The organism is Lacticaseibacillus suibinensis (genome assembly GCF_003946175.1).
GTDB lineage: Bacteria > Bacillota > Bacilli > Lactobacillales > Lactobacillaceae > Lacticaseibacillus > Lacticaseibacillus suibinensis.
In genome coordinates this window covers 20,233-41,310 of sequence record NZ_RHOK01000006.1, presented here as the reverse complement: position 1 = coordinate 41,310, position 21,078 = coordinate 20,233, and the positions used below count along the sequence as shown (strand labels likewise).

The window sequence follows — 21,078 nt, the reverse complement described above, 5'->3', positions numbered from 1 at the left end:
TTCCTCCAAGTTTCAATCGAATACAGCGGCCAGACGCCACCGCCTTTAAAAAATCTTTACCATTTTACACCAGGGCTGTTTTCAGGAAAAGCCCCCAAGCCAAAAAATCCCGGCTCATCAGAGTCGGGATTAAAGCCTGAACGGCAGTTAAGCCGTAATGCCTTTGCGCCCGTGCCGGGTGACCAGCAGCGTCAAGCCCAGCATGACCGCGTCGGCGAGCACAATCAGGAGCACCTTTTCACCACCGACGATGTGTGGGAACAGGCGGAAGTTAATGCCATAAGTGGTGGCGGCCATCAGCCCAATGGCTAACAGCACCGTGATCACTTGCCAAGCCCGCGGTCCGAATGCGACCCCGTTGGTTTGCTGGCGTTTGGCCAGCCAGGGCATCATGAAGCCGAGGATAATCATGCCGGCAGGCACAGCGAAGTTCAGCGATAACATGGTGATGAAGGTTTTGGGATCCGAGTCAGTCGGGAAGAAGCCCATCACTGCCAAGATAAAGGTGACGCTGAACATCCAAAGGCCGACCAGAAAACCAGCCCGGTCGGATTTGATATAGGTATAATCCGGCGTCGGGAAGTCCTTGGCGTGACGCCGCAGCATCATAAAGGACCAGAATAAGAAGCAGGTGGCAAAGGGTGAGACAATGCCGTTTAGATCCAGCAACCAGTTGAAGATGTCGTTGATCTTCGGCAGCAGGCCGCCCAGCGCCATGATAATCCCGCAAATCGCGGTGGTCAGCCAGTAACCGTTAATCGGCAGGCCATCGGCGTTGATTTTGGTCAGCTGCTTAGGCAAGAAGCGCTTGTTGACATCGGCCAGGAAAATCCGAGTCGAGCCATCGAGCAGAATCGCCAGCTGGGCCAAGTCATACAACAGCTGAGTAACCGTGAAGGTATAAAGCAGAATATTGCCGAGTCCGAATTGATGGCCAATCAGCTGGAACGCGTAGTAGTTCCCGTTCATTTTTAGATCATTCGGCAAGTTGTGGGCGTTGAAGTAGACCCCTAACGAGAAAGTGCCGAACAGCGTCAAAAACATGGTCATGATGGCAATCATCTTGAGCGCCTTCGGGAAGTCGCGGCTTGGGTTCTTCATGTTTCCGGTGTAAGGCGCCGCCATTTCGGAACCATTCATCGCAAAGACGAACAGGCCGAACGTGGACAGAAAGCGGAAACTCCAGAAGTGCTTGGGCATGAAGGCTTGCAGGTTGAAGGGATGGGTCGCAATCGCGCGGCCTTGTTTCAATCCCACGAAGGTCATAATGACGAACAGCACCGTCATGCCGAACATCGCAATACCGCCGATGGTGGACATCACTTCTAGGCTCTTGTTTTTGAACAAGTGCTCCAGCCAGATGAAGACCACGAACACGAAAGCGGACAAAATACCGAACCAGGCGTTACCCATATGCGATTGAATGTTGCCATCGCCGTTGAGAATCCAGCCGGCGGAAATGATGACCGAGTTGGCCACATCCACCACGTAAGGTAGTTCGGTGATCCAATAGAACCAGCCGGCAAAATAGCCCACCGTATCGCCGTTGGTTTGGCGCATCCAGGAAGTGATGCCGCCGCCTTCTTCTGAGAAGGTCGAGCCCATGTGCGCGACAATCAAGTTGTAAGGAATCACGTAAAAGAAGGTCATCAGGACCCAAGTGAACAGCGCCACCAGGCCTTGATTACGGAAGTTGTAAATAATATCGTCGAAGCCAATGACAGTCACGAAGTCCATCAAGCCAATGATGAACCAGGGAATGTAGTGCGATTTTTCATTTTCAGTTTGCATTTTTTCTCCTCAAGTCAATTGAAACAGCCAATGACTTAAGGCCCGGGGCTTTGTTGCGTAGCATGAGGGACTCCTAACCGCTGCGCAGACTGTCGCGAGTGTGCAGTGAAAAATAATGACACTATTAGCCATTTTAACTGAATCTGCGGTCAGGTCTAGCTATTTTCTGAAAAAAGTTTGCGATTTGATTAAATGCCTTACAAAGCTGTTAGCTGAAACTGGCCATTCGTTAGGCCGCAAGCGGCAGCGGTAGGGTAACATAGATGCATAGACAAACCGGCTGCGGCCGGAAGCAAATGGAGGAAATCATTATGACACAACAACCAGTCGTCAGTGTCCATGACGTGACGAAAATCTATGGGAAAGCCGGCGAGAAACAATATCAGGCCCTAAAAGGCGTGACCTTTGACGTGCAACCTGGGGAATTCGTGGGCATTATGGGGGCTTCTGGTTCCGGGAAAACCACCTTACTGAACATCTTAAGCACGCTGGATCGGCCCACTGCCGGCAGCGTGGCCATCAACGGCAAAGATGTGACCGGGCTGAAAGGCAATCAACTGTCTGATTTTCGCGCCCAGCAAGTCGGGTTTATCTTCCAAGACTTCAATTTGCTGGAGAACCTGACCGCCCGCGAAAACATTGCCTTGCCCATGGCACTGCAAAACGTCAGTCACAAACAGCAGCAAGCAGCGGTGGACAAAATTGCCACCACGCTGGGCATCGAAGGCGTGCTGGATCACTATCCGACCGAACTATCCGGCGGCCAAAAGCAGCGGGTGGCAGCGGCGCGCGCGTTAGTGCAGCAACCGGCGATTTTGTTCGGGGATGAACCCACTGGGGCTTTGGACTCGCAATCCGCCCGCGAGCTGCTGAACACGATGAAGCACTTGAATGAGCAAGAGCACGTCTCGATTTTGCTGGTGACCCATGATCCGTTCTCTGCCAGCTACGCTCAGCGCATTTTGTTCATCAAAGATGGCCAAATCGGGCAGGAATTGGTGCACGGCGATAAGACGCAAGAGCAGTTCTATCAGGAAATCCTGAGCACGCTCGGCACCTTTCAGCAGTAAGGAGGATCCCCATGTTACGTAAATTAGCTTTAGGCGGGATCAAATCTCGCTTTCGTGACTATGCGGTCCTGTTCTCCGGTTTGGTCATTGCCAGTGCGGTGTTTTACATGTTCATGGCCTTGGCCACCAACAAGGACTTCTTGAGTCAAAACTCAGCAGTGGGGATGACCTCGGTCATCTTCGGCCTCGGGGAAGTGCTGCTGATTATCATCACCACCGTTTACATTGTGTACGCGAACTCGTTTCTGATGAGTATGCGCCAGCGCGACTACGCGATGTTTATGATGCTGGGGGCCAAAAGCCGCAAAATCGCCCAACTGATTTTTATTGAAACCGTCACGGTCGGTATTTTGGCCGCGGCAGTGGGCGTCGTGGTCGGTGTTGGCCTGACTAGTTTGGTCGGGCAGCTCCTGATGGCCCAACTACATGCCGCGGCCACGCACTTCGCGGCGCTATGGCTGCCGGCTTTGCTGGCCACTTTTGCCTTTTTCGTGTTGATGTTTGTGGTGGCAGCGTTCGTCAATGCCCACAACTTACTCAAGACCCCGGTGCTGTCGCTCCTGCACGCGGCGCAAACGCCTAATCGCCTTCAACTCAAGCCGCTGCGCCTGACCTTGCAAGCCATTTTGGCGCTGGTTCTACTGGGCATTGGCTATTGGGCGATGCAACAGCTCAATACCTTGCAAATGGCCGGCCTAGCTCTAGCGTTAGTGACCATCGTGCTGGGTTCGTATTTTCTGTTCAACTCACTTTTGGTGTGGCTGATTGGCTTGCTCAAGAAAAACCAACGTTTTGCGGCCAAAAACCTGCGCACCTTCACCTTGAGTCAGTTGAGCTTCCGGATTCGTGATTACACCAAGATTTTGGCGGTCGTGTCCATTCTGTTCGCCTTGGCGCTAGGCGCCATTACCACCGGGATGGGCTTTGAACGCGACATTCCGACTTTGGCCAGCATGCAAAATACCTATGATGTTGTGACCGTTGACGCCACTGCCAGCACCCAGGCTGAAGCCAAAAAGCTGACTGGCGTCACCAGCCAAACCGCCTACCATCTGAAGGCTGATCAAAAGCACGTGTACTTCGATGCCGCGGAGTTGGCCAAAAATCCGTTGCTTTTGGTCACCACCTATCGCCTGGGCGGCGTGACGCCCACCAAAGTGACGGCGAAGAACTTTGCCAAGGCGGCTGATATGGCGCCACAGCAGTTGACCCAGTTTTTGACCAAAGCTGATTTTGGTAAGAATGTGACCGTCGCTTCGGCGGCCCAATTCGCCGCGCTTGGCGGTAAAACCCATGTGGCGACGACTTACCAAGTATCGGACTTCCGGGCTAACTACGACGTCATTGAAAAGCTCGCCAAGACCACTGCTAAGCAAAACGGCTTCAAGTCGGCGGATGAAGCAGGCCAGAAGTTTGCCTATTATACCTTGATCAATGGGATGTTCTCTGGGATGGCCTTCATGGGCTTCTTCCTTGGCATTGCCTTCTTGGCGATGCTGGCTTCAACGTTGATGTTCAAGATTCTCAGTGGTGCCAACTATGATCAAGGGCGCTATCTGATGCTCCAGAAAATCGGCGTGCGGCCGCAGTTGTTGCGGCGCTCCATTCGCCAAGAAATCGGCGCCTTGTTCTTCTTCCCTGGCTTACTAGGGGTGGTGCATGTGCTGTTCGGCTTGCAACTGTTCAAGGGCCTGATCCAGCAGCCTTACCACAACTTGTATATTCCATTTGGCATCTTCATTGTCCTGTACGGTCTGTATTACCTGATTACCGTTTGGCTGTACGAACGCATTGTGGTGAAGAAAGATATCGCCACCGATTAATGATTTGCCCAAACGCGATTGGCGGCCGCGCCAGTCGCGTTTTTGTGTGCCTAAAAGCCTGCCGTAGCAACGATTAGCTGGGTGTGTGTCAAGACCGCTTGACAAGCCATGCCCTGCGCGGTATTCTAGCTCTCGTTTTTAAAAGCGGGGGGCTGTGTCAAAAGGCGGTCTTGGAGCCGACAGGTAGCCTAGCTTTACACCCAGTCCGAACTTTGGACTCGGTGTAAAGCGTAGCTGCATGTTCGGCTCCGGCCTTTTGGCACGTAACTCTGCTGAAATATTTAGCGTAAAGCGATGGCGTCGTGGTATTCATCCTGGCGCCAGGGGGAGTAGACATGATCGAGCAGGAAGCTTTGGGGACCGTGGCCCAAGAAGTGGCCACCATCGCGTACCCAAGTTTGGCGGGGATGCAGTGCCCGCATTGTGAAAGCACGCAATTTGTTCCGGTAAAATTAGCGCATAAAAAATTGCGGATGAAAATGGTGATGGCGGATAACTCCGTGCAGCCAGTGCTGTACCGGCCGGCTGAGCTGCAGTGTCTGGAATGCGGGCGCCGCTTTGAGGCCATTCCGCATGAGGCAGCCGCAGCCGAACGCTTGGCGGCGCCGCACACGCTGACCATTACCCGCGAGAAGAACCGCCTCGCTAGCACGGTGTATGTGATGATCAACGGTTATGCCGCTTGCTGTCCGATTGAAAATGGCGAAACCATTCAGCTAGAATTGAACGTGAAGGACACGTATATTTTCATCGCTTCCGGCCTGAAGAAATTCGACCGCCAGAACGTCTTCCATTTGCAGCTGACGGATACCGCGCCGGATCCTGAAATCAGTTTCAAGTTCCATCCTCAATTCTTATAAACCAAGCAACCGCCGCTGAATCTTCAGCGGCGGTTTTTGAATCAAAAAGCCGCGCCTTGACGACGCGGCAGGTGAAAGCTTATTCGAACATCTTCTTGGTGGCCCGCAGCAAGGTTGGAATATCCTTGTCGTAGCGCGGGGTGTCCACCAAATGACTCATTGGAATACCGGCGAAGTGGTACGCGGCGATTTCGCCGGAACGGACGGCACTTTGCTCGGTAAAGACCATCTGGTAAGGCTGCTCAACGAATTCACCGGTGAAGGCCAAGTTGGTTGAGTGGGCCGGAATAACCAGCGGCCGGTCAGACTTCGCCCGGTTGTTGAACAGGGCGGAAGCGTATGGCATGTAAACCGGGATGCAGTTGATCACGGAGTCCATGATTGCATCGGTCTTGGTTTTGATGTTGACTGGGCCAGGGTCGACCATGCTCAGCTGACCAAGCAGTTCCTTGAGCATTTCTTCCCCGGTCATTTCGATGTACGGCTTCGGCACGAATTCACCGGTGCGCCGTGGATACAGGAAGTAGCCCCAAATGACACTTTCGTTTGGCCTTTGGGTGGTGAAGTGCGGCTGGTGGTGCACCACGATGGACATGTTGACATCCGGCTGGCCCAGCGGCGTGATTGGTGCCGTGCTCAAGAAGGAGTTCAAGGCGTTGCCTGGCACCTGCGTGGTGATCCGGGTGATTTCATTGAGCAGCACATGATCCTTGGTGGTCAAGGTGAAGCTGACCCATTCGGACGCATCGCGGTCGGCGAAGAACTTGTCAGGATCGCCCAGGTTGTAGAAGTGAGCTGCAGCCTTCTTCCACAGGGAAGCGGCGATGCCGTAGTCCATGTTCTCTGGCGCTGGCGTGTTGAAGTCGCCAAGCGTGGCCGAGTCGGTAATCGAGCCGTTGGTGAAAATGACCGCCGTATCGTCGTCAATGGCCACGTTTTCCACTTCACCAGAGTTGGCATCGGTGACTTCCAGGCCAGTGACGGTGATTTCGTCTTGCATCTTGGAGTCCTTGAAGGTCCAATCGGAGACAATTTTATCCAAAATAATGTTGACGCCTTGGTCTTGCAGATATTTGATCAAAGGCAACATGATGCTTTCGTACTGGTTGTAGCGGGTACGGTTAACGCCTACCAGATGCTCGATTTGGGTGAATTCGTACAGCATCATGTGCATGTAGCGCCGCAGTTCCTGCGCGGAGCTGGCAGTTCGGAAGGCAAAGGTGGTTTCCCACATGTACCAGAAGTTGGTGGTAAACATGTGCGGATCGTCCTTGAAGTAGTCAGCGATGGACACGTTGTTCAGTTGTTCTTCGTCCTTATCTGGCATCATCACCAGTTTCGTCAGCAGCATGCGGTCTTGATTGTTTAAGCCCAACTTCCCGGCATTCAGAATGCCATCGCCGCGGCGCAGCAGGCGCGCCTTATCCAAGGTGCGGTGCTTAGCATCAAAATCGCGTGTATCTTCCGCTGCCGTCATGCCTGGTTCAGTCACGGACTGCACCCGGCTCAGCAGGTCCATTAGATCCACATAAGTCCGGTAGTTCAGCATCCGCCCGCCCCGCGCCACGAAGCCCTGGCTGTTTTCCACAGGATGTTCCTTGTTCCAGTAGTCCGCGGCTTGCTCAGTAGCGGCGCTGCCGTCGTTAGAGCCGTGATCGTCCAGACTGTAGAAGGTGATGGCACTGCCATCCCATTTGCCTTCCTGAATCAGATAGATGGCCGCGGCCATGTTGGCCAAGCCGGCGCCAATCATAATTGCTTTGTGTTTAATCATCAAAAAGCCTTCTTTCCTTAAGCCGAATGCCTAGTCGCGCTGCGATTCGAAAATCGCATAGTCTTTGGCGTCATCGTGCCACCAGTCCATTTTCTTCAAGGTGTAAACCGTTGCCCCAACTGCGGCGCCAACGATTAAACCTAGGGTGAGGAGCGTGTGTGTTTTTTTCATCATTCAGACCACCTTTCTTTACGTCTTAAGTGTAGAAAGAAAACGTATGCAAAAAAATGGGCAACCTACGCGAGTTGCCCAAAAAATGCTTAAGGAATAGTATGGTTTTCTGATTCACACAAAAAACCGCCCCAGCTGGCGCGGTTTGGTTAACCTAGCGTTTGCGCATTGCGAATGGCGTTTTGGACGGCGCCGGTGAGCATGATGTCGGCGCGATGCACCAAGGTCTTTTTCGGCACGGTCATGCCTTCCATCAGCCACTGAATGACCTGGGCCACAATCGCCAGGCCGAAGAAGTTGCAGATGTCATCCGTCAACGGTTTGGGCAGTGAAGGATCGGCGTCATTGACCACTGAGCGCACCAGGGCATCAGCAACGGTGGCTAGCAACTGCTCCAGCAAGTCACGCGCTACCGAGTGGAAGGAAGCAATACAAAAGCTGCGGTTATCATCGATGTAATCCAGCAGCACGCGGTAGGCCTTTTGCCATTCGGTGATCTGGGCGTACTTGGCCATCTGCGTCACAATTTCCTGGTCGTAAATCCAGGCTAGCAGTGAGTAAATGTCCTCGAAGTGGTAGTAAAAGGTGTTCCGGGTCACGCCGGCTTTGGCGGTCAGCGCGCTGATGGTGATGTGATCCAGCGCGGTGGTGGCCATCATGTCGCGCAAGGTGCGGGCGAGCACTGCTTTGGTGTCAGTTGCCATGAGGGCCTCCCTAAACGAGGGTGAGTTCGTTGTAGCCGAGCACCTTGATGCCTTCATCGGTGAGGGCGATGCGCGAAATTGAGCCGTTGCGCGGGCTGTCAGTGACGGTCCAGCCATCAGGTTTGCCGAATTTGTCGATAATGCTGCGAATGGTGGTGCCATGGGTGACTAGCAGCACGTTATCGCCGTTTTGATTTTCATCGCGCAGCAGCTTGAAGCCTTTTTGCAGCCGATTCCAGTAGGTCAGCGCGTTTTCGGCGTCATGGAAGGGGTCGGCTTCGTGCATGAAATCTTTGGAAGCATCGACGCCGAATTTTTCAATCAATTCCTTGAAGGTGTTGGCCCCATGCGGAGCGCCGACTGCGTACCAGGTCTTCGGTGAGTCTTCACCTTCAAAATAGCCGTAGAATTGCTCGCGGAATAACGGGGTGGCGGTGAGCTGCACCGGGCTGTTGAAGTTCTTTTCCAACACGAATTCCGCGGTGCGCGTGGCGCGCGTGGTGTCACTGCAGTAAGCGTGGGTGAAGGTGATGTGGCGCAGGGCTTGGCCGGCGCGCTTACCGTCAGCGATGCCTTTGTCGGTGAGCGGCGAGTCGGACCAGCCTTGCATTTTGTTGAATTTGTTGAACCACGTTTGGCCGTGGCGAACCATGTAAACCGTGACCGTTTTCATTGTGCTTACCTCCGCGTTTTGTTACCTCTAGTTTAGCACATTCTACTGGTTGGATACGGGCCGCGGGTTGCGGCGAGTGGGCTCCGCTTGGCGGGGGTGCTGGCTGTGCGGCCGCGGGTGACGGTGAGGGGGCTCCGCCTGGGGCGCGTGGCCTGCTGTGCGGCCGGTCCGAGCCAAAAAGCGGTCTCGGACCTAATTCTGGAGCCTCATTCTGAGTCTCCAGAATTGCCGCGATGAGGACTGGTCAGCCTGAAAACCACAGTCTGACTAGTCCTCATCGTTTCACTGCTGGCCGCGCGCCCCAAGCTCCGCCCCCCTCACCGCCACCCGCTCGATAACAGTAGCGGTGACACTAAGCTAGCAGTAGCTGGCTGGTTAAGCCAACAGACTGTTATCGTTAAGCCAGTTGTAGAGTTGTTCCTCGGCGCGGTCCAGCCAATCAGGTTGCACAAACTGATTGGCTTGAGCGAAACCTTCAATCAGCTGATCAGCGAAAGTGAGGAGCTGGGTCAGACTGGCTCTTGTCGCTTGAAGCGTGGCCTGGTTATAGGTGACAGCGAGTTGTTGCTGCTCGGCTGCGGTCAGCCGCGGCCACAGGTTCTTCCCGTTCACGCCAGGGTCGAATTGGCCGTGGTCGTTAATAGTTTCGCGATAAGCCAGCAGAAGCAGGAGCTGTGGGCGCAGGTGTTGATTGAATTGCTCATTGGCGTAGAGGAGATTACGCCGACCGAGGCCTTTAACCACATTGCCGGCGATCCACACCAGCTCGTTGACGGCGGCGTCATAGTCCGCTTGCCTGGGTACAGGGAGAAAATGGCTGCTGGCGTCGGTGGTTCCCGGTTCCACTAGCTGACCTTGGCGCCAGACGATGCCATTGAGGTGATCACCGGCGAGGTATGCCGTCATGTCTGAGGCAGGGGCGAGTTTGAAATCCACCCGCCGCGTGCCGGGGTAGCGGGTGAGCCAGCATTCCCATTGAGCAGACGCGTCAAACAGTTGCTGGTGGGTGAGGTGTTGCACCAAGGTTGGGTCACCGAGGGCTTTGATCCACACCCTGCCGTCTTCTTGACTAGGATTTTGGCAGAATAACGTGACATCTAGGTCGGTCCAGACGTCTGGTTCAAGCGCCGGGTTATTGCTAGCGCCTTCTGTGCCGATGGCGACGATATTGGGGTTCTTTTCGGCCAAGGCAATGAGGGTTTGTAAATCGGTCATGAGCATCCTCCAAGCTTTAAAAATAGCCAACTTAACAGCAAGGGCCGCTAAGTTGGCTAATCAGATTAATCGTTAAAGTTACCCGTTTCGACGTCTTGGATAAATTGCTTCAGATGGGCGAAGTAAACTGGCGCGTTGTCGATCATGTGGTGATGACCGCCATCTGGGGTGGTTACGAGGCGGGCATGTGGAATGACTTCTGCCATGCGTTGCGCTGAGCGCATTGGCATGGTTTCGTGTTCCCCAAAGGTCAGCAAGGTTGGCACTTGAATGTTGTGGATTTGGTCGCGAATGTCCCAATCCTTGAGCTTGCCGGTGACGACGAATTCATTGTCGCCTTGGAAGGCGTTGTAAACCGCGGTGCCGGTGGTATCAATCAGGTGAGAGATGGCCGGTGGCTGCTTGCGGTCGACGTAGCCTTTGTTCAAGATATCGACAAAGCCTTGGTACTTCGGATCTTTCCAGTTACCTTCAGCTTCGACCTTTTTCATGTAAGCCACCGCGGAAGGCGGCAGCGCCTCTTCGCGCACGAGGTTGATGTGTTCAACATATTCGTCGATGTTGTCGATCATGGACGAGATGATGGCGCCTTTAAGGTGTTCGCCGTACTTGAGGGCGTAAAGCTGCGTCAACGCGCCACCCCAGCTTTGGCCAATCAGGTAAAAATGATCGAGGCCGAGCTTTTGGCGCACTTCTTCGACTTCACCCAGGAAATAATCCGTGGTCAGGTACTTGGCCGCAATTTCTGGGTCGGAATAGTCGGGCTGATCCGAGTAAAAGCTGCCCAGCTGGTCGTACATGTGGACCTGCACCCCGAGATCAGCGAGTTCTTCGCCGAAATTTTCCCAGTATTCGTGGTTGCCGCCAGGGCCGCCATGCAAGCAAAGCAAATGAATGTCGCCTTCGCCTTGTGTGTTGGTCCAAAGGTGGTAGCCGTTATCAAGCGTTAAAATCGTGGTTCCTTGCTTCATGTTGGTCACCGCATTTCATTAGAATAATCTCATTGTAGCACGCCGCCTCTAGTTCTGCTTCTCAAACTGGGCGCGGATTTGCGCAATCCCTTTTTTATCCCCGGAGAAAATAATATGGTCCCCGAGGTGTATCTGAGTATCGCCATGCGGGGCGATGAAATGATTGTCGCGGAAGATTTGACTGATGGTGATGTCGTTGACGAAGGGTAGGTTCTTGACTTCGAGGCCGGTGAAGCGCCGGTTGTTGACGACGATTTCGAAAATACCGGCTTCGGTGTCTTCCAAAATCTTCAGCGTCGATGGCGTTTCAATCAGGCTGCGCAGCATGGCAATGTTGGTTTCAAAGGTGTTGTAGATTTCCACGCCTTGCGCGGCCAGGTCATCGTATTCGGAATCGCTGGCGTTTTTGGCTTCAAAGCGCGCGATGATCCGTGGGACCTTCGCCGCCAGCGCCCATTTGGCCAGCGCCACGTTTTTGGTGTGGTCAAAATAAGCTAAGGTCACGATGTCGGTGTCAAAAGCGTGCGCCTCCCGCAACGTGGCCTCGTCCAACTGCGGCAGTAGGGTGACGTCAACTTCGGAGTTGTAGGTTTTGTACTTTTCTGGGTCGTCGGTGTACAGGTGGACGTCATACAAGCCCTTGCTCAGCTGCTGGGCAATCGGCACGGTGGTGAGGTTGGCCCCGATGAAGTGCACGCGGGTCTTCTTGAAGTCTTCTTTTTCCGCCACGTAGAAGGTATTGAACAAAATCGGCGAGACGATGCAGGTGATCACCGCGGCTAACGTGAAGGCGCCGCTTTGGGTGGTGCTGATGATGCCCAGACTCCGGCCCACGGACAGCGCGGGGATGACCAGCGTGATGGTGGTGGCCGTCAAGAAGGTCCCTGCCAGCGCGTTATGCTTGCGGAACCGCAGCATCAGTAGCGGCACCAGTGCCACTTTAGCCGCGAAGAAGCCAATCAGCAAAATCGGAATCAGCGCGAGACTCTTGGGTTCCTGCAGCAGTTGCCGCAGATCGATGTTGGCGCCGGTCATAATGAAGAAAATTGGAATGAAGAAGCCGTAACCGAGCGAAGTCAGCTTGTCTTGCGTTTCCTCCCGCGGTTGCAGGAGTTTCATCACCATTCCGGCTAAGAAGGCGCCGAGGATATTTTCCGCGCCGACTGACTCTGCCACTGTGACCAGTGTGACAATCAGGAAAAACGCCAACCGGATGTCCAGCTGGGTGGTGCTTTTATCGATTTGAGCGAACCACTGGTAAGGCTTGCGGAACCGGAGCAGCAACACGATTGCCGCCAGGAAAATCAACAGTAGTAGCCAGACGCTGCGCGAGCTCGTGCCGTTGAGGTTTTGGTAAACGGTCAAGGCAATCAGCGGTAGCACCTCGCCCAGTGCTGCCAGCAAGAGAATGGTTTGGCCAAAGGGTTTGCTGAGCAGCTCCTTTTCTTTGAGCGCGGCAATGACCACGCCCAGCGCCACCGTGGCGAAAATAATCGCCGCGAACCCGACATGCGAGTACAGGCCCATCAGCTTGAGCAAATAGCTGAAGCCCAGCGCGACGAGAATGATGCTGCCGTAGCCGAGAAAGGCGAGCTTAGCGATACCAATTTTGCCGGTGGTATTCTTCTGCGGCTTAAATAAGGAAAAGTCGATTTCCATCCCGGACAGAAAAATCAGCACAATCACGCCCAAGCTGCGCAATTCCTCCAGCACGCTGTTGGTGGCCACCCAGCCCAGCAGACTTTTCCCCAGCACAATGCCGACGATGATCTCCGCCACCGCGGTGGGCACGCTGTGAATGTTGAACCGTGCCATCAGCAGCGGAATGAGTAGCGCCGCAAACAACACGACGAGCAGGGATGTACTTTCCATAAAACATGCCTCCCAAGCAAAGTTGAGCTTATTTTACCGCAACTTGGCTCGGCGTGCTTGTGTGTGCGGTCGCGGGTGGTGGCGGTGGGCTCCGCTTGGCGGGGGTACTGGCTGTGCGGCCGGTCTGAGCCACAAACCGGTCTCAGACCTAAAGTTGAAGCCAGCCTCGCTTCGCTCCCTGCTGTCTTCAACTTTGCCGCGATTAGCTCTGGGAAGCCCCACGCAAAGTACGCGTCGGTCTTCCTGTCGCTAATCGATTCACTGCCAGACCCCCGCCAAGCTCCGCCCTCCGCCACCACCCGCTGGATAACAGAAGGGTTCTGGAGAGCAATGCTTCGAATGTGCTTAACCCAGTAGCGCGGATTGATTCTAATCAGATTGATGCAACATCGTCGTTGGCTTTGGACCGATCAAGTAACCGGTACTCAAAAGTTGACGATATTGTTATTTAGCGGGGGAGGTCGGTGAGGCAGAGGGGCGTGGTGGTCCAGCCGCGAAACATTCAGCACTCGAGGAGACTGCGGGCTTTTCAGGCTGCTCCTGTGCTGAATGGGGTCAGCTATGAGACGCTGCTGAGCGTAGCGATAGCGGCTCATAGCTGAGGCTGGAGACCGCCTTTTGGCTCCAGCCGACCCCTCAGCAGGACCACTACGCCCCGGCGCCTCACCGGCCTTCCCCGCGGCCCATTCCGATTTGCTTTGATTGCGAACATATTTCACAAGTGGTATGATAGTACAACGATTATTTTCAATTAAGGGGGCGCGCCCGTGGATAAAGAAAAGCAGTTCGAACAAGCGCATCTTGATCGGACGATGAAAGAACTAGACGCAGCCGATGATCGCCTGAGCCAGGAAATTGAGCGGACCAAAGCGGAAGAAACCAGTCTGAATAAGAACTTTTTTGCTGACACCTCAATTAACCTGTCCAATGACGCTGAAACCATCGAAACCGCGGCCAGCATCCAGCAGCAACAACAGCTGCTGGACGAGCGCAGCAATGCTTGGCGTCAATCCACCATGCAACTGGACACGGTGCGCCGGCTGAAGGGCAATCCCTTTTTCGCGCGGATCGATTTTCAAGAAGGCCAAGAAAAACCCGAAACCATCTACATCGGCCTCGGCAGTTTTACCAACAAAAACGGCAAGTTCTTGATCTACGACTGGCGTGCGCCGATCAGTTCCATCTATTATGACGGCGGCTTGGGTAAGGTGACTTACCAAACGCCGGACGGCCCGCAAACCGTTGACGTCTCCTTGAAGCGCCAGTTTGTCATCGAAAATGGTCAGATTCAAACCATGTTCGACACCACCGAAACGATCGGTGATCAGATGCTGCTGGAAGTGCTGAACGAGAAATCCGATACTCAAATGAAGAGTATCGTCACCACCATTCAGCGCGAACAAAACCAAATCATTCGTGACACCTCGGCTGATTTGCTCTTCGTACAAGGGGCCGCGGGTTCCGGGAAGACTTCGGCGGTGCTCCAGCGGGTGGCTTACTTGCTGTACCGTTACCGCGGCAACTTGTCCGCCAGTCAAGTCATCATGTTCAGCCCGAACCAGCTGTTTTCTGATTATATCGGCAACGTGCTGCCGGAATTAGGCGAACAGAACATGGTGCAGTTTACCTTCTATCAATATGTGACGCGCCGTGTGCCGAACATCCAGGTACAGGACCTGTTCTCGCAGTTTGAAGCGAAACTGACCAAGCCGCAAAAAGCCATCGCCAAAGCTAAGGGCAGTCTGGCCTTTTTCAAGGCCACGGAGCAGTACGCCCAAACGCTGGAAGCGGCCAACATGCGCTTCCGCGACATCAAGTTCCAAGGTAAGGTCTTTATTTCGCGTAAACGCATTGCCGATATTTTCTATAGTTACAACGAAAATTATCATCTGGGCAACCGCCTGAGCGCCACCAAGGAACGCCTACTTTCGATGCTGAACCGCAAAGTGGACAGTGAAATGAAGGCCGACTGGGTGCAAGATACCGTCGAAAACCTGTCGGAAGAACAGATTCGCAGTTTGCAGGAGAATGGTCAGAAGGAATTCAAGGATTCCGACGCCGAGTACAAGTTCTATGCCCGGAAAATCGTCATTGACGCTTTCCAAACCATTCAGCAGTCCATCGTTCGCAATCACTTCCTGAACGTCCGCGCGCAGTATGTGCACTTCCTACGCGAAGCGCCGCATTACCTGAACCTGGCCGAATACGGCCTGACCGCCGCCGAATGGGACGAGGAAGTCGATCAGTTCGTTGAGGCTTTCAAAGCCCGCCAGCTCACCATGGCCGACGCGACGCCATATTTGTACCTGTATGATCTGATGACCGGCCGTCATGGCGAACGCAACATGCGCTATGTCTTCATTGATGAAATCCAAGACTACACGCCGTTCCAGCTGGCTTACCTACAGCGCAGCTTCCCGAAAGCGAAGTTCACCTTGCTCGGCGATCTCAACCAGGCGATTTTCACTAAGGAAAACTCGCATACGTTGATTGCCGATGTGTCCAAACTGTTCGACCCGGAAAAGACGCGGGTGGTGCAGCTGACCCGGTCGTATCGCTCTACCAAGCAGGTCACCGACTTCACCAAGGCCATTTTGAAAGCCGGCCAGAAAATCGAAGCCTTCAACCGCCAAGGCCCGCTGCCGATTGTGTACCAACGCGCCGACGAACAGGCGCTGCTGGCTACTTTGGTTAAGCAAATCAACATCGATAACGCCGCCAAGCAAACCACGGCCATCATCGCCAAGACCCTGGAAGCCGCGGAGCAGGTTCAAGCCGAGTTGCAACAGGCCGGCGTGAAAACCACGCTGATTCGCTCTGAGAATCAGCGCCTGGCCGCCGGCGTCATCGTGGTGCCATCGTATCTGGCCAAAGGGCTGGAATTCGATGCCGTGGTGCTGTGGCAAGCCAATGCCGCCAACTTCCACCATGAAGACGAACGTGAATTGCTGTATACCATTGCTAGCCGGGCGATGCATCGTCTGACCATTTTTGCCAGTCCGGCACTATCGCCACTGCTGGCAGACGTGCCAACTGACCTTTACGAAATGAAGTGACTTTATGTTAATGTCGGAAACCCTGTCGGTGACCACCCACCGGATTTTTCAGGGGCAAATGAATGAACATGCCAGCTTGTTCGGTGGCCAAACCGCGGCTTGGCTGGATGAAACTGCCAGCATCTCAGCGCATCGCTTCGCCCGTAGCAAAATGGTCACCGGTTCCTTGGATCGGTTGGTGTATGTGAAGCCGGTGCTCATCGGCCACGCTTTGACCTACACCAGCTTCGTTACCGGTTGCGGCAAGCGCTCGCTGGAAGTGTTCACCAAGCTGGTCGGAGAAGACCTCGACACCGGCGAACAGTACCTGGCCGCCTGGAGCTTGATGACCTTTGTGATCAATCCCGGTAGCACCTTGCCAAGTCTGGAAGCTGACCTGCCGCTGGGCGCTGAGCTCGCAGCCGGTTACGCTGATCGCGTTGCTGCCAATCGCGTGGCCCGGCAGGCGATGCCGGACATAACCATCGACTAACCAACGCCCTCTCTGGAGGGCGTTTTTTGGTGCACGCAAACCCGTCTGACTGGACAAGCTATGACTGCATTCGTTTACAATTATATTTGTAAGGGATTATTAAATGCATAAGGTTTGGATAAGGGAGGACCCCATGACAAAAGAGAAACGAACCCGCCGCCTCTGCGCCTCACTGGCGCTGACTGTGCTGGCGAGCACCACTATTTTGACTGGCATGGCGCCAGTGGTGGCCCATGCGGAAGGGGAAACACCAGGGGAAGCGACCAGTTCCGTGCTGGTGACACCTTCGCTGGATGGTGCGGCGACTGATAGCGAATCGGCAGTAGATCTGCCGGTGATTGGTGATGATGACGAAGGCGAAACCTCGGCTGACCTTGAGGAGGAGATAGAAACAGAGGTTGAAGCGAATATGCCAGGCGCAGAAACCTCAATGTCTGACGAGGCGAGCATAACTGACAATCAGCCGGCCCCAACTTCAGATGACGCAACAGTAGACGTTGCCGCTGAAATCAGCCAGGACGAGAAGGCCGGGGCGCCGATTAGTGCGCAGGGTACTTGGGGAACGGTTGACTGGACGCTGACCAATGAAGGGGAACTGATCCTTCACGGTGGCAAAGGGGTAGATACTGACGGAGAATCTCCGTGGGAGGAATTTAGCCGTGAGATTGAGCAGGTGATATTCCTCGATACTGTTTATGCGCCAGATGACAGTTCAAGTCTATTCTCGGAATTTTACCAGGTGACAGATTTCATTAATATCGAGTTGCTGGATACAAGTAATGTGGTTTCGATGGGGAGCATGTTTTATGCCACAACCCAGCTGTCTTCGCTTGACGTGAGCAATTTCGACGTCTCTAATGTTAAATCGATGTACTGGATGTTTGGCTTTTCTGGTGTTGATTCATTTGATTTGTCTTCTTGGCAGTTTAATTCGGAAGTCGATTTGGACCGAATGTTCGCTCGCACTGATCTGACTGAAGTTAATTTTGGAAATGCGGTATTCGCTGATCCGCAGGAACCATTTGAAGCTCGAGATTCAAGTGTCGACAAACTGGTATTAGGCAGCCAAACACGCCTGGCTAATGTGCCAATCAAAGACGGGATGCAATGGGAAGGCACCACAAAGGGCCACACCTTTTTCGACAATTATGCTGGCGGATATGCAGATACATATACACTGACACCAGCGCCGAGGAGCGGAACATGGGGGACAGTAGCCTGGACGGTGGACGAGGATGGCACTCTGTCGCTTGAAGGTGGCGCAGGGTTGGATACCGAATTGCGCTCGCCATGGTGGGTATTTGGTAGTTTAATTACTCGGATTGTTCTTAATGGCCAAATTGAGGCCCCAAGAGATTCATCCTACCTGTTCGCCTATCTTGATGGTTTAACCGAGATTGAGCATCTTGACAGACTTGATGTGAGCCAGGTCGAAGATATTAGCGGTATGTTTACCTACAATTCGAGTCTAGAAACCGTTGAAGCAGAAAACTGGAATACAGCTAAAGTAGAGCAAATGGCATGGCTGTTTGATGGATGTGAAAGTCTAACGGAAATTCGAATTAATTCTTGGGATGTCAGTTCAGTCAGGTCGATGCATTCCGTCTTTTCCGGCACAAGTAGCTTGACTCAACTAGATCTTTCAAATTGGCAAGTGGACAATTTGAGCGATATGAGTAATTTTCTGAGCCAAAGCGGGGTCGGGGAGGTTGATCTATCCAATTGGAACGGAAAAGAGGTTTATGCCAGCAACTCGTTTATTGATATGCCTGCTCTTAAGCGCCTTGATATCACAGGACTCAAATTTTATCCCAGTTCTGCGCCTGAGTTGATTAATGAAGTTAATCAACTGGAGATTTTAGTCATCAATGACGAAAATTATCTAGACCGCTTTTGGGCCCCAGCAGGTCAAGTTTGGACTGGGGAGAAGACTGGCCATCAATTTGGCCTACAATACAACGGCGGGTTCGGCGACACCTATCGCCTTCAAGATGGAGCACTTGGCTATCTCGGCATCTGGTTCGACGATCATACGCTAGGTGAAGATCGAGGAGAAGGAGGGGTGTTATACGGAGAGATTGGTGCGACAGCAGACCTGAGTCAAATTAATTTGCCAGATGGTTACGAGCTTGTAGATCCGAATGAGAAATTGACATTAGCACCATTGGACGAAGACGGCGAGATTGAGTATCAAGCAATCGGTATCAAACAAATTCCAAAAATCACCACTCGTCGCATTACATTTACCGGTTTGCCTGCGGGTATGCTAAAGGACGTGGTTCAAAAGGTGCAGTGGCACTGGAATTGGTATGGCCCGGATGAAGAAGATGAAGAAATCTCGCGTGATTACGACGAATATCTGGCTTATTTACCACAAAATCATTACGAGGCCTATTCGGTCCCATCAGTTCCGGGATACAAGGCAGAGGTAACCACTGTGGCTGCCCAAACTATTGATACCAGCGAACCGATTACCGAATTGGTAAATGCTGAGGATGTGACAGTTCACTATACGAAGTTAGCAAATGATGGCGGGAATGCTAGCAACGGTGGTACCAACATTGGCAACAAAAATAAAGACGCTTATGGTAGCCTACCACAGACCGGTAGCGTCGCTGCAAACGGTCTAGCCGCTTTGGGCATAGGCTTGCTCGGCTTACTCGGCATCAATTGGCGCAAGCGTCACCGCAGTTAAAACACAAGTAAGTGTGTCACGCGTACCAATAAAATAAATCAAACACATGATGGCCCGATCCCCGACTGCTGCTGGGATGGGCCATCTTTTCTACGGGATTATTCCGACTATGTCTTTATTGAACTTACTACTGGCCTGGACCCGCACATCGCGGCAGGACAGGTCATTGCGCAAGGCCAGGCGCAAACCCCGGCCGTGCAAGCGTCGTTGCAACAACTAGAGCTAACGCAACAGCTTGGTTAAAAAGGTGCTGGGCACCTTTTTGCCGAAGAAACGGACAATAGCGGTCTAATTTGGCCGCTATTTTTATACGCCTAAGCGTATGCTATCAAGGATTACCAGGCACAAAAATCAAATAATGCAATTAAACTCCATAAATATATATAAAAAGGATATTTACTTCCAAATCAAAACAGGGTACCATATGCGGTGAAAGGAGGAGGTCAAATGGACTTGAATCAGATTCATCATCAGTTGATTGTTTCTTGCCAGGCATTGCCGGATGAACCGCTACACAGCAGTTTCATCATGGGTCGGCTGGCGATTGCGGCCAAAGAAGGTGGCGCTAAGGGCATTCGTGCCAATTCGGTGCCGGATATTCAGGAAATTGAGCGGCAAGTTGATTTGCCCGTTATCGGCATTATCAAACGCGACTATTCCGATTCGGAAGTGTATATCACCGCCACGATGAAGGAGGTGTGCGAACTGATTGACGGAACCAAGGCAGAGGTAATTGCCACTGATGCCACGAATCGCAAGCGGCCGCACGATGAGCAACTGCCAGACCTCGTGGCCGCCATTCACGCCGCGGGTCGGCTGGCGATGGCAGATATCTCGAATTTCGACGAAGGGGTGGCTGCTAGCAAACTGGGCTTTGATCTGATTTCGACGACCATGTCAGGATACACGCCGTACACGCCGCAACGGGACTTGCCGGATTTTGACTTGTTGAGCAAGCTAGCCCAAGCCGTGACCACACCGATTATCCTCGAAGGTCACACGTATGAACCCGAACATGTCACCCATGCGTTTGAACTGGGCGCATATTCCGCCGTTGTCGGCGGTGCCATCACGCGGCCGCAGCAGATTACCGCGCGCTACACTAAGACCATCGCTGCATATAACGCTAAATAGAAATAGGTTGATCATATTGAAGAAATTATTGATTTGTGATTTAGACGGGACATTATTGGATGCCCATAATCAGATTGATGACGTCAGCTTGGCTCAGTTGAAAAGCTATGTGCAAGCCGGCAACGAATTCGTCGTTTGCACCGGTCGCCTCGATGAAGACATCAAGTATGTTGAACGTCAAATCGGCGTGGCTGGCGCTTATCGCATCAGTCAAAATGGCGCCGTGGTGCGTGATCAAGCTGGCGACCTAGTGAGTCAAGCGACCATTCCCCATGCACTGGTCCCGACGATTAACGGCATAGTGTTTGGCCAAGGTCTGCGCGTCGAAGTTTCCGATATCAACCATCGCTATTTTCCATCACCTCGCGATCCTTCACAGGTCGCCGAATTCGTTGATACCTCTATAGTAAAGCCCGACCTTGTTGGCTTTATCGAACAGCCGAGCTTCGACCCTGTCATTTATTTGATTTTTGGTGATACCGCCACCTTTAAGCCGCTGATCAAAGCACTGAAGGCGGCGTTAGGGGATCAAGTCAATGTGCAACAAACCAGTCCCAGTTCACTGGAAATTTTTTCGCCGCAAGCCTCCAAAGGGCAAGCCGTTCAAGCCCTAATCGAGCAGCGCCAGTTTGACCCTAAGCAGGTTTATGTGGCCGGGGATGCTGAGAACGACACCACGATGTTTGGCTTGACGCCGAATAGCTTTGCTGTGGGTAAGTTGGCAGACGCGCCAACGATTGCCGCCGCCAGCGCGCATGTTGATAGTATCGCCGAATTGATTGAAAGGATGGCCTAAT

The 21,078-nt window shown here is 53.2% G+C and carries 16 protein-coding genes; 8 read left to right on the top strand and 8 right to left on the bottom strand.

All coding sequences use genetic code 11. The annotated features are described in order from the left end of the window. Positions 1-147 precede the first annotated feature (147 nt). The gene (locus tag EKM90_RS04275) at positions 148-1,791 is read right to left on the bottom strand and encodes an APC family permease (protein WP_125580018.1); all 1,644 of its coding nucleotides are present in this window, start codon (positions 1,789-1,791) and stop codon (positions 148-150) included. Between the two features lie 311 nt (positions 1,792-2,102). Here EKM90_RS04275 and EKM90_RS04270 point away from each other — a divergent pair, with 311 nt between their 5' ends. The 3 genes from EKM90_RS04270 to EKM90_RS04260 all read left to right on the top strand — a co-directional run bounded on the left by EKM90_RS04270 (position 2,103) and on the right by EKM90_RS04260 (position 5,544). Next, a complete protein-coding gene (locus EKM90_RS04270) occupies positions 2,103-2,861 on the top strand; it encodes an ABC transporter ATP-binding protein (RefSeq protein WP_125580016.1) in 759 nt (252 codons plus the stop codon). 11 nt (positions 2,862-2,872) lie between these two features. Beyond that, positions 2,873-4,684 (top strand): FtsX-like permease family protein, encoded by a 1,812-nt coding sequence (locus EKM90_RS04265; RefSeq protein WP_125580014.1) that lies wholly within the window; start codon positions 2,873-2,875, stop codon positions 4,682-4,684. 335 nt (positions 4,685-5,019) lie between these two features. After that, the gene (locus EKM90_RS04260; protein WP_125580012.1) at positions 5,020-5,544 is read left to right on the top strand and encodes a hypothetical protein; all 525 of its coding nucleotides are present in this window, start codon (positions 5,020-5,022) and stop codon (positions 5,542-5,544) included. A 79-nt stretch (positions 5,545-5,623) separates the two neighbouring features. On the opposite strand, the gene EKM90_RS04255 is transcribed toward EKM90_RS04260, so the two are convergent. From EKM90_RS04255 to EKM90_RS04230, 7 genes are all read right to left on the bottom strand, one after another. Beyond that, on the bottom strand, positions 5,624-7,318 hold the full coding sequence (locus EKM90_RS04255; protein WP_125580010.1) for an oleate hydratase: 1,695 nt from the start codon (positions 7,316-7,318) through the stop codon (positions 5,624-5,626). A gap of 30 nt (positions 7,319-7,348) precedes the next feature. After that, positions 7,349-7,492, bottom strand: a complete 144-nt coding sequence (locus EKM90_RS12755) for a hypothetical protein (protein ID WP_164507849.1) — start codon at positions 7,490-7,492, stop codon at positions 7,349-7,351. Between the two features lie 146 nt (positions 7,493-7,638). Further along, on the bottom strand, positions 7,639-8,193 hold the full coding sequence (locus tag EKM90_RS04250; RefSeq protein ID WP_225422719.1) for a TetR/AcrR family transcriptional regulator C-terminal domain-containing protein: 555 nt from the start codon (positions 8,191-8,193) through the stop codon (positions 7,639-7,641). Positions 8,194-8,203: 10 nt separating this feature from the next. Further along, positions 8,204-8,866, bottom strand: a complete 663-nt coding sequence (locus EKM90_RS04245; protein WP_125580006.1) for a histidine phosphatase family protein — start codon at positions 8,864-8,866, stop codon at positions 8,204-8,206. Between the two features lie 375 nt (positions 8,867-9,241). Next, a complete protein-coding gene (locus EKM90_RS04240; RefSeq protein WP_164507848.1) occupies positions 9,242-10,081 on the bottom strand; it encodes an aminoglycoside 6-adenylyltransferase in 840 nt (279 codons plus the stop codon). Between the two features lie 65 nt (positions 10,082-10,146). After that, a complete protein-coding gene (locus EKM90_RS04235) occupies positions 10,147-11,052 on the bottom strand; it encodes a proline-specific peptidase family protein (RefSeq protein ID WP_125580002.1) in 906 nt (301 codons plus the stop codon). A 48-nt stretch (positions 11,053-11,100) separates the two neighbouring features. Next, positions 11,101-12,924 (bottom strand): monovalent cation:proton antiporter family protein, encoded by a 1,824-nt coding sequence (locus tag EKM90_RS04230; RefSeq protein ID WP_125580000.1) that lies wholly within the window; start codon positions 12,922-12,924, stop codon positions 11,101-11,103. Positions 12,925-13,691: 767 nt separating this feature from the next. Here EKM90_RS04230 and helD point away from each other — a divergent pair. From helD to EKM90_RS04205, 5 genes are all read left to right on the top strand, one after another. Beyond that, positions 13,692-15,980 carry an RNA polymerase recycling motor HelD gene (gene helD, locus EKM90_RS04225; RefSeq protein WP_275403564.1) on the top strand — a complete coding sequence of 763 codons (2,289 nt, stop codon included), beginning with the start codon at positions 13,692-13,694 and terminating at the stop codon, positions 15,978-15,980. Between the two features lie 4 nt (positions 15,981-15,984). Continuing rightward, positions 15,985-16,452 carry an acyl-CoA thioesterase gene (locus tag EKM90_RS04220; protein WP_125579998.1) on the top strand — a complete coding sequence of 156 codons (468 nt, stop codon included), beginning with the start codon at positions 15,985-15,987 and terminating at the stop codon, positions 16,450-16,452. Between the two features lie 133 nt (positions 16,453-16,585). Next, positions 16,586-19,147, top strand: coding sequence for a BspA family leucine-rich repeat surface protein (locus tag EKM90_RS04215; RefSeq protein ID WP_164507847.1), 2,562 nt, complete (start codon positions 16,586-16,588; stop codon positions 19,145-19,147). Between the two features lie 447 nt (positions 19,148-19,594). After that, on the top strand, positions 19,595-20,281 hold the full coding sequence (locus EKM90_RS04210; protein WP_125579994.1) for an N-acetylmannosamine-6-phosphate 2-epimerase: 687 nt from the start codon (positions 19,595-19,597) through the stop codon (positions 20,279-20,281). Positions 20,282-20,297: 16 nt separating this feature from the next. Continuing rightward, on the top strand, positions 20,298-21,077 hold the full coding sequence (locus tag EKM90_RS04205) for a Cof-type HAD-IIB family hydrolase (RefSeq protein WP_225422717.1): 780 nt from the start codon (positions 20,298-20,300) through the stop codon (positions 21,075-21,077). The last annotated feature ends 1 nt before the right edge of the window (position 21,078 follow it).

Excerpts from the sequence above, each read along its gene's own strand:
- EKM90_RS04235 (WP_125580002.1), bottom strand. The coding sequence starts at position 11,052 with ATGAAGCAAGGAACCACGATTTTAACGCTTGATAACGGCTACCACCTT.
- EKM90_RS04245 (WP_125580006.1), bottom strand. The coding sequence starts at position 8,866 with ATGAAAACGGTCACGGTTTACATGGTTCGCCACGGCCAAACGTGGTTC.
- EKM90_RS04270 (WP_125580016.1), top strand. The coding sequence starts at position 2,103 with ATGACACAACAACCAGTCGTCAGTGTCCATGACGTGACGAAAATCTAT.
- EKM90_RS04210 (WP_125579994.1), top strand. The coding sequence starts at position 19,595 with ATGGACTTGAATCAGATTCATCATCAGTTGATTGTTTCTTGCCAGGCA.
- EKM90_RS04250 (WP_225422719.1), bottom strand. The coding sequence starts at position 8,193 with ATGGCAACTGACACCAAAGCAGTGCTCGCCCGCACCTTGCGCGACATG.
- EKM90_RS04255 (WP_125580010.1), bottom strand. The coding sequence starts at position 7,318 with ATGATTAAACACAAAGCAATTATGATTGGCGCCGGCTTGGCCAACATG.
- EKM90_RS04220 (WP_125579998.1), top strand. The coding sequence starts at position 15,985 with ATGTTAATGTCGGAAACCCTGTCGGTGACCACCCACCGGATTTTTCAG.
- EKM90_RS04260 (WP_125580012.1), top strand. The coding sequence starts at position 5,020 with ATGATCGAGCAGGAAGCTTTGGGGACCGTGGCCCAAGAAGTGGCCACC.
- EKM90_RS04240 (WP_164507848.1), bottom strand. The coding sequence starts at position 10,081 with ATGACCGATTTACAAACCCTCATTGCCTTGGCCGAAAAGAACCCCAAT.
- EKM90_RS04230 (WP_125580000.1), bottom strand. The coding sequence starts at position 12,924 with ATGGAAAGTACATCCCTGCTCGTCGTGTTGTTTGCGGCGCTACTCATT.
- EKM90_RS12755 (WP_164507849.1), bottom strand. The coding sequence starts at position 7,492 with ATGATGAAAAAAACACACACGCTCCTCACCCTAGGTTTAATCGTTGGC.
- EKM90_RS04275 (WP_125580018.1), bottom strand. The coding sequence starts at position 1,791 with ATGCAAACTGAAAATGAAAAATCGCACTACATTCCCTGGTTCATCATT.
- EKM90_RS04265 (WP_125580014.1), top strand. The coding sequence starts at position 2,873 with ATGTTACGTAAATTAGCTTTAGGCGGGATCAAATCTCGCTTTCGTGAC.
- EKM90_RS04215 (WP_164507847.1), top strand. The coding sequence starts at position 16,586 with ATGACAAAAGAGAAACGAACCCGCCGCCTCTGCGCCTCACTGGCGCTG.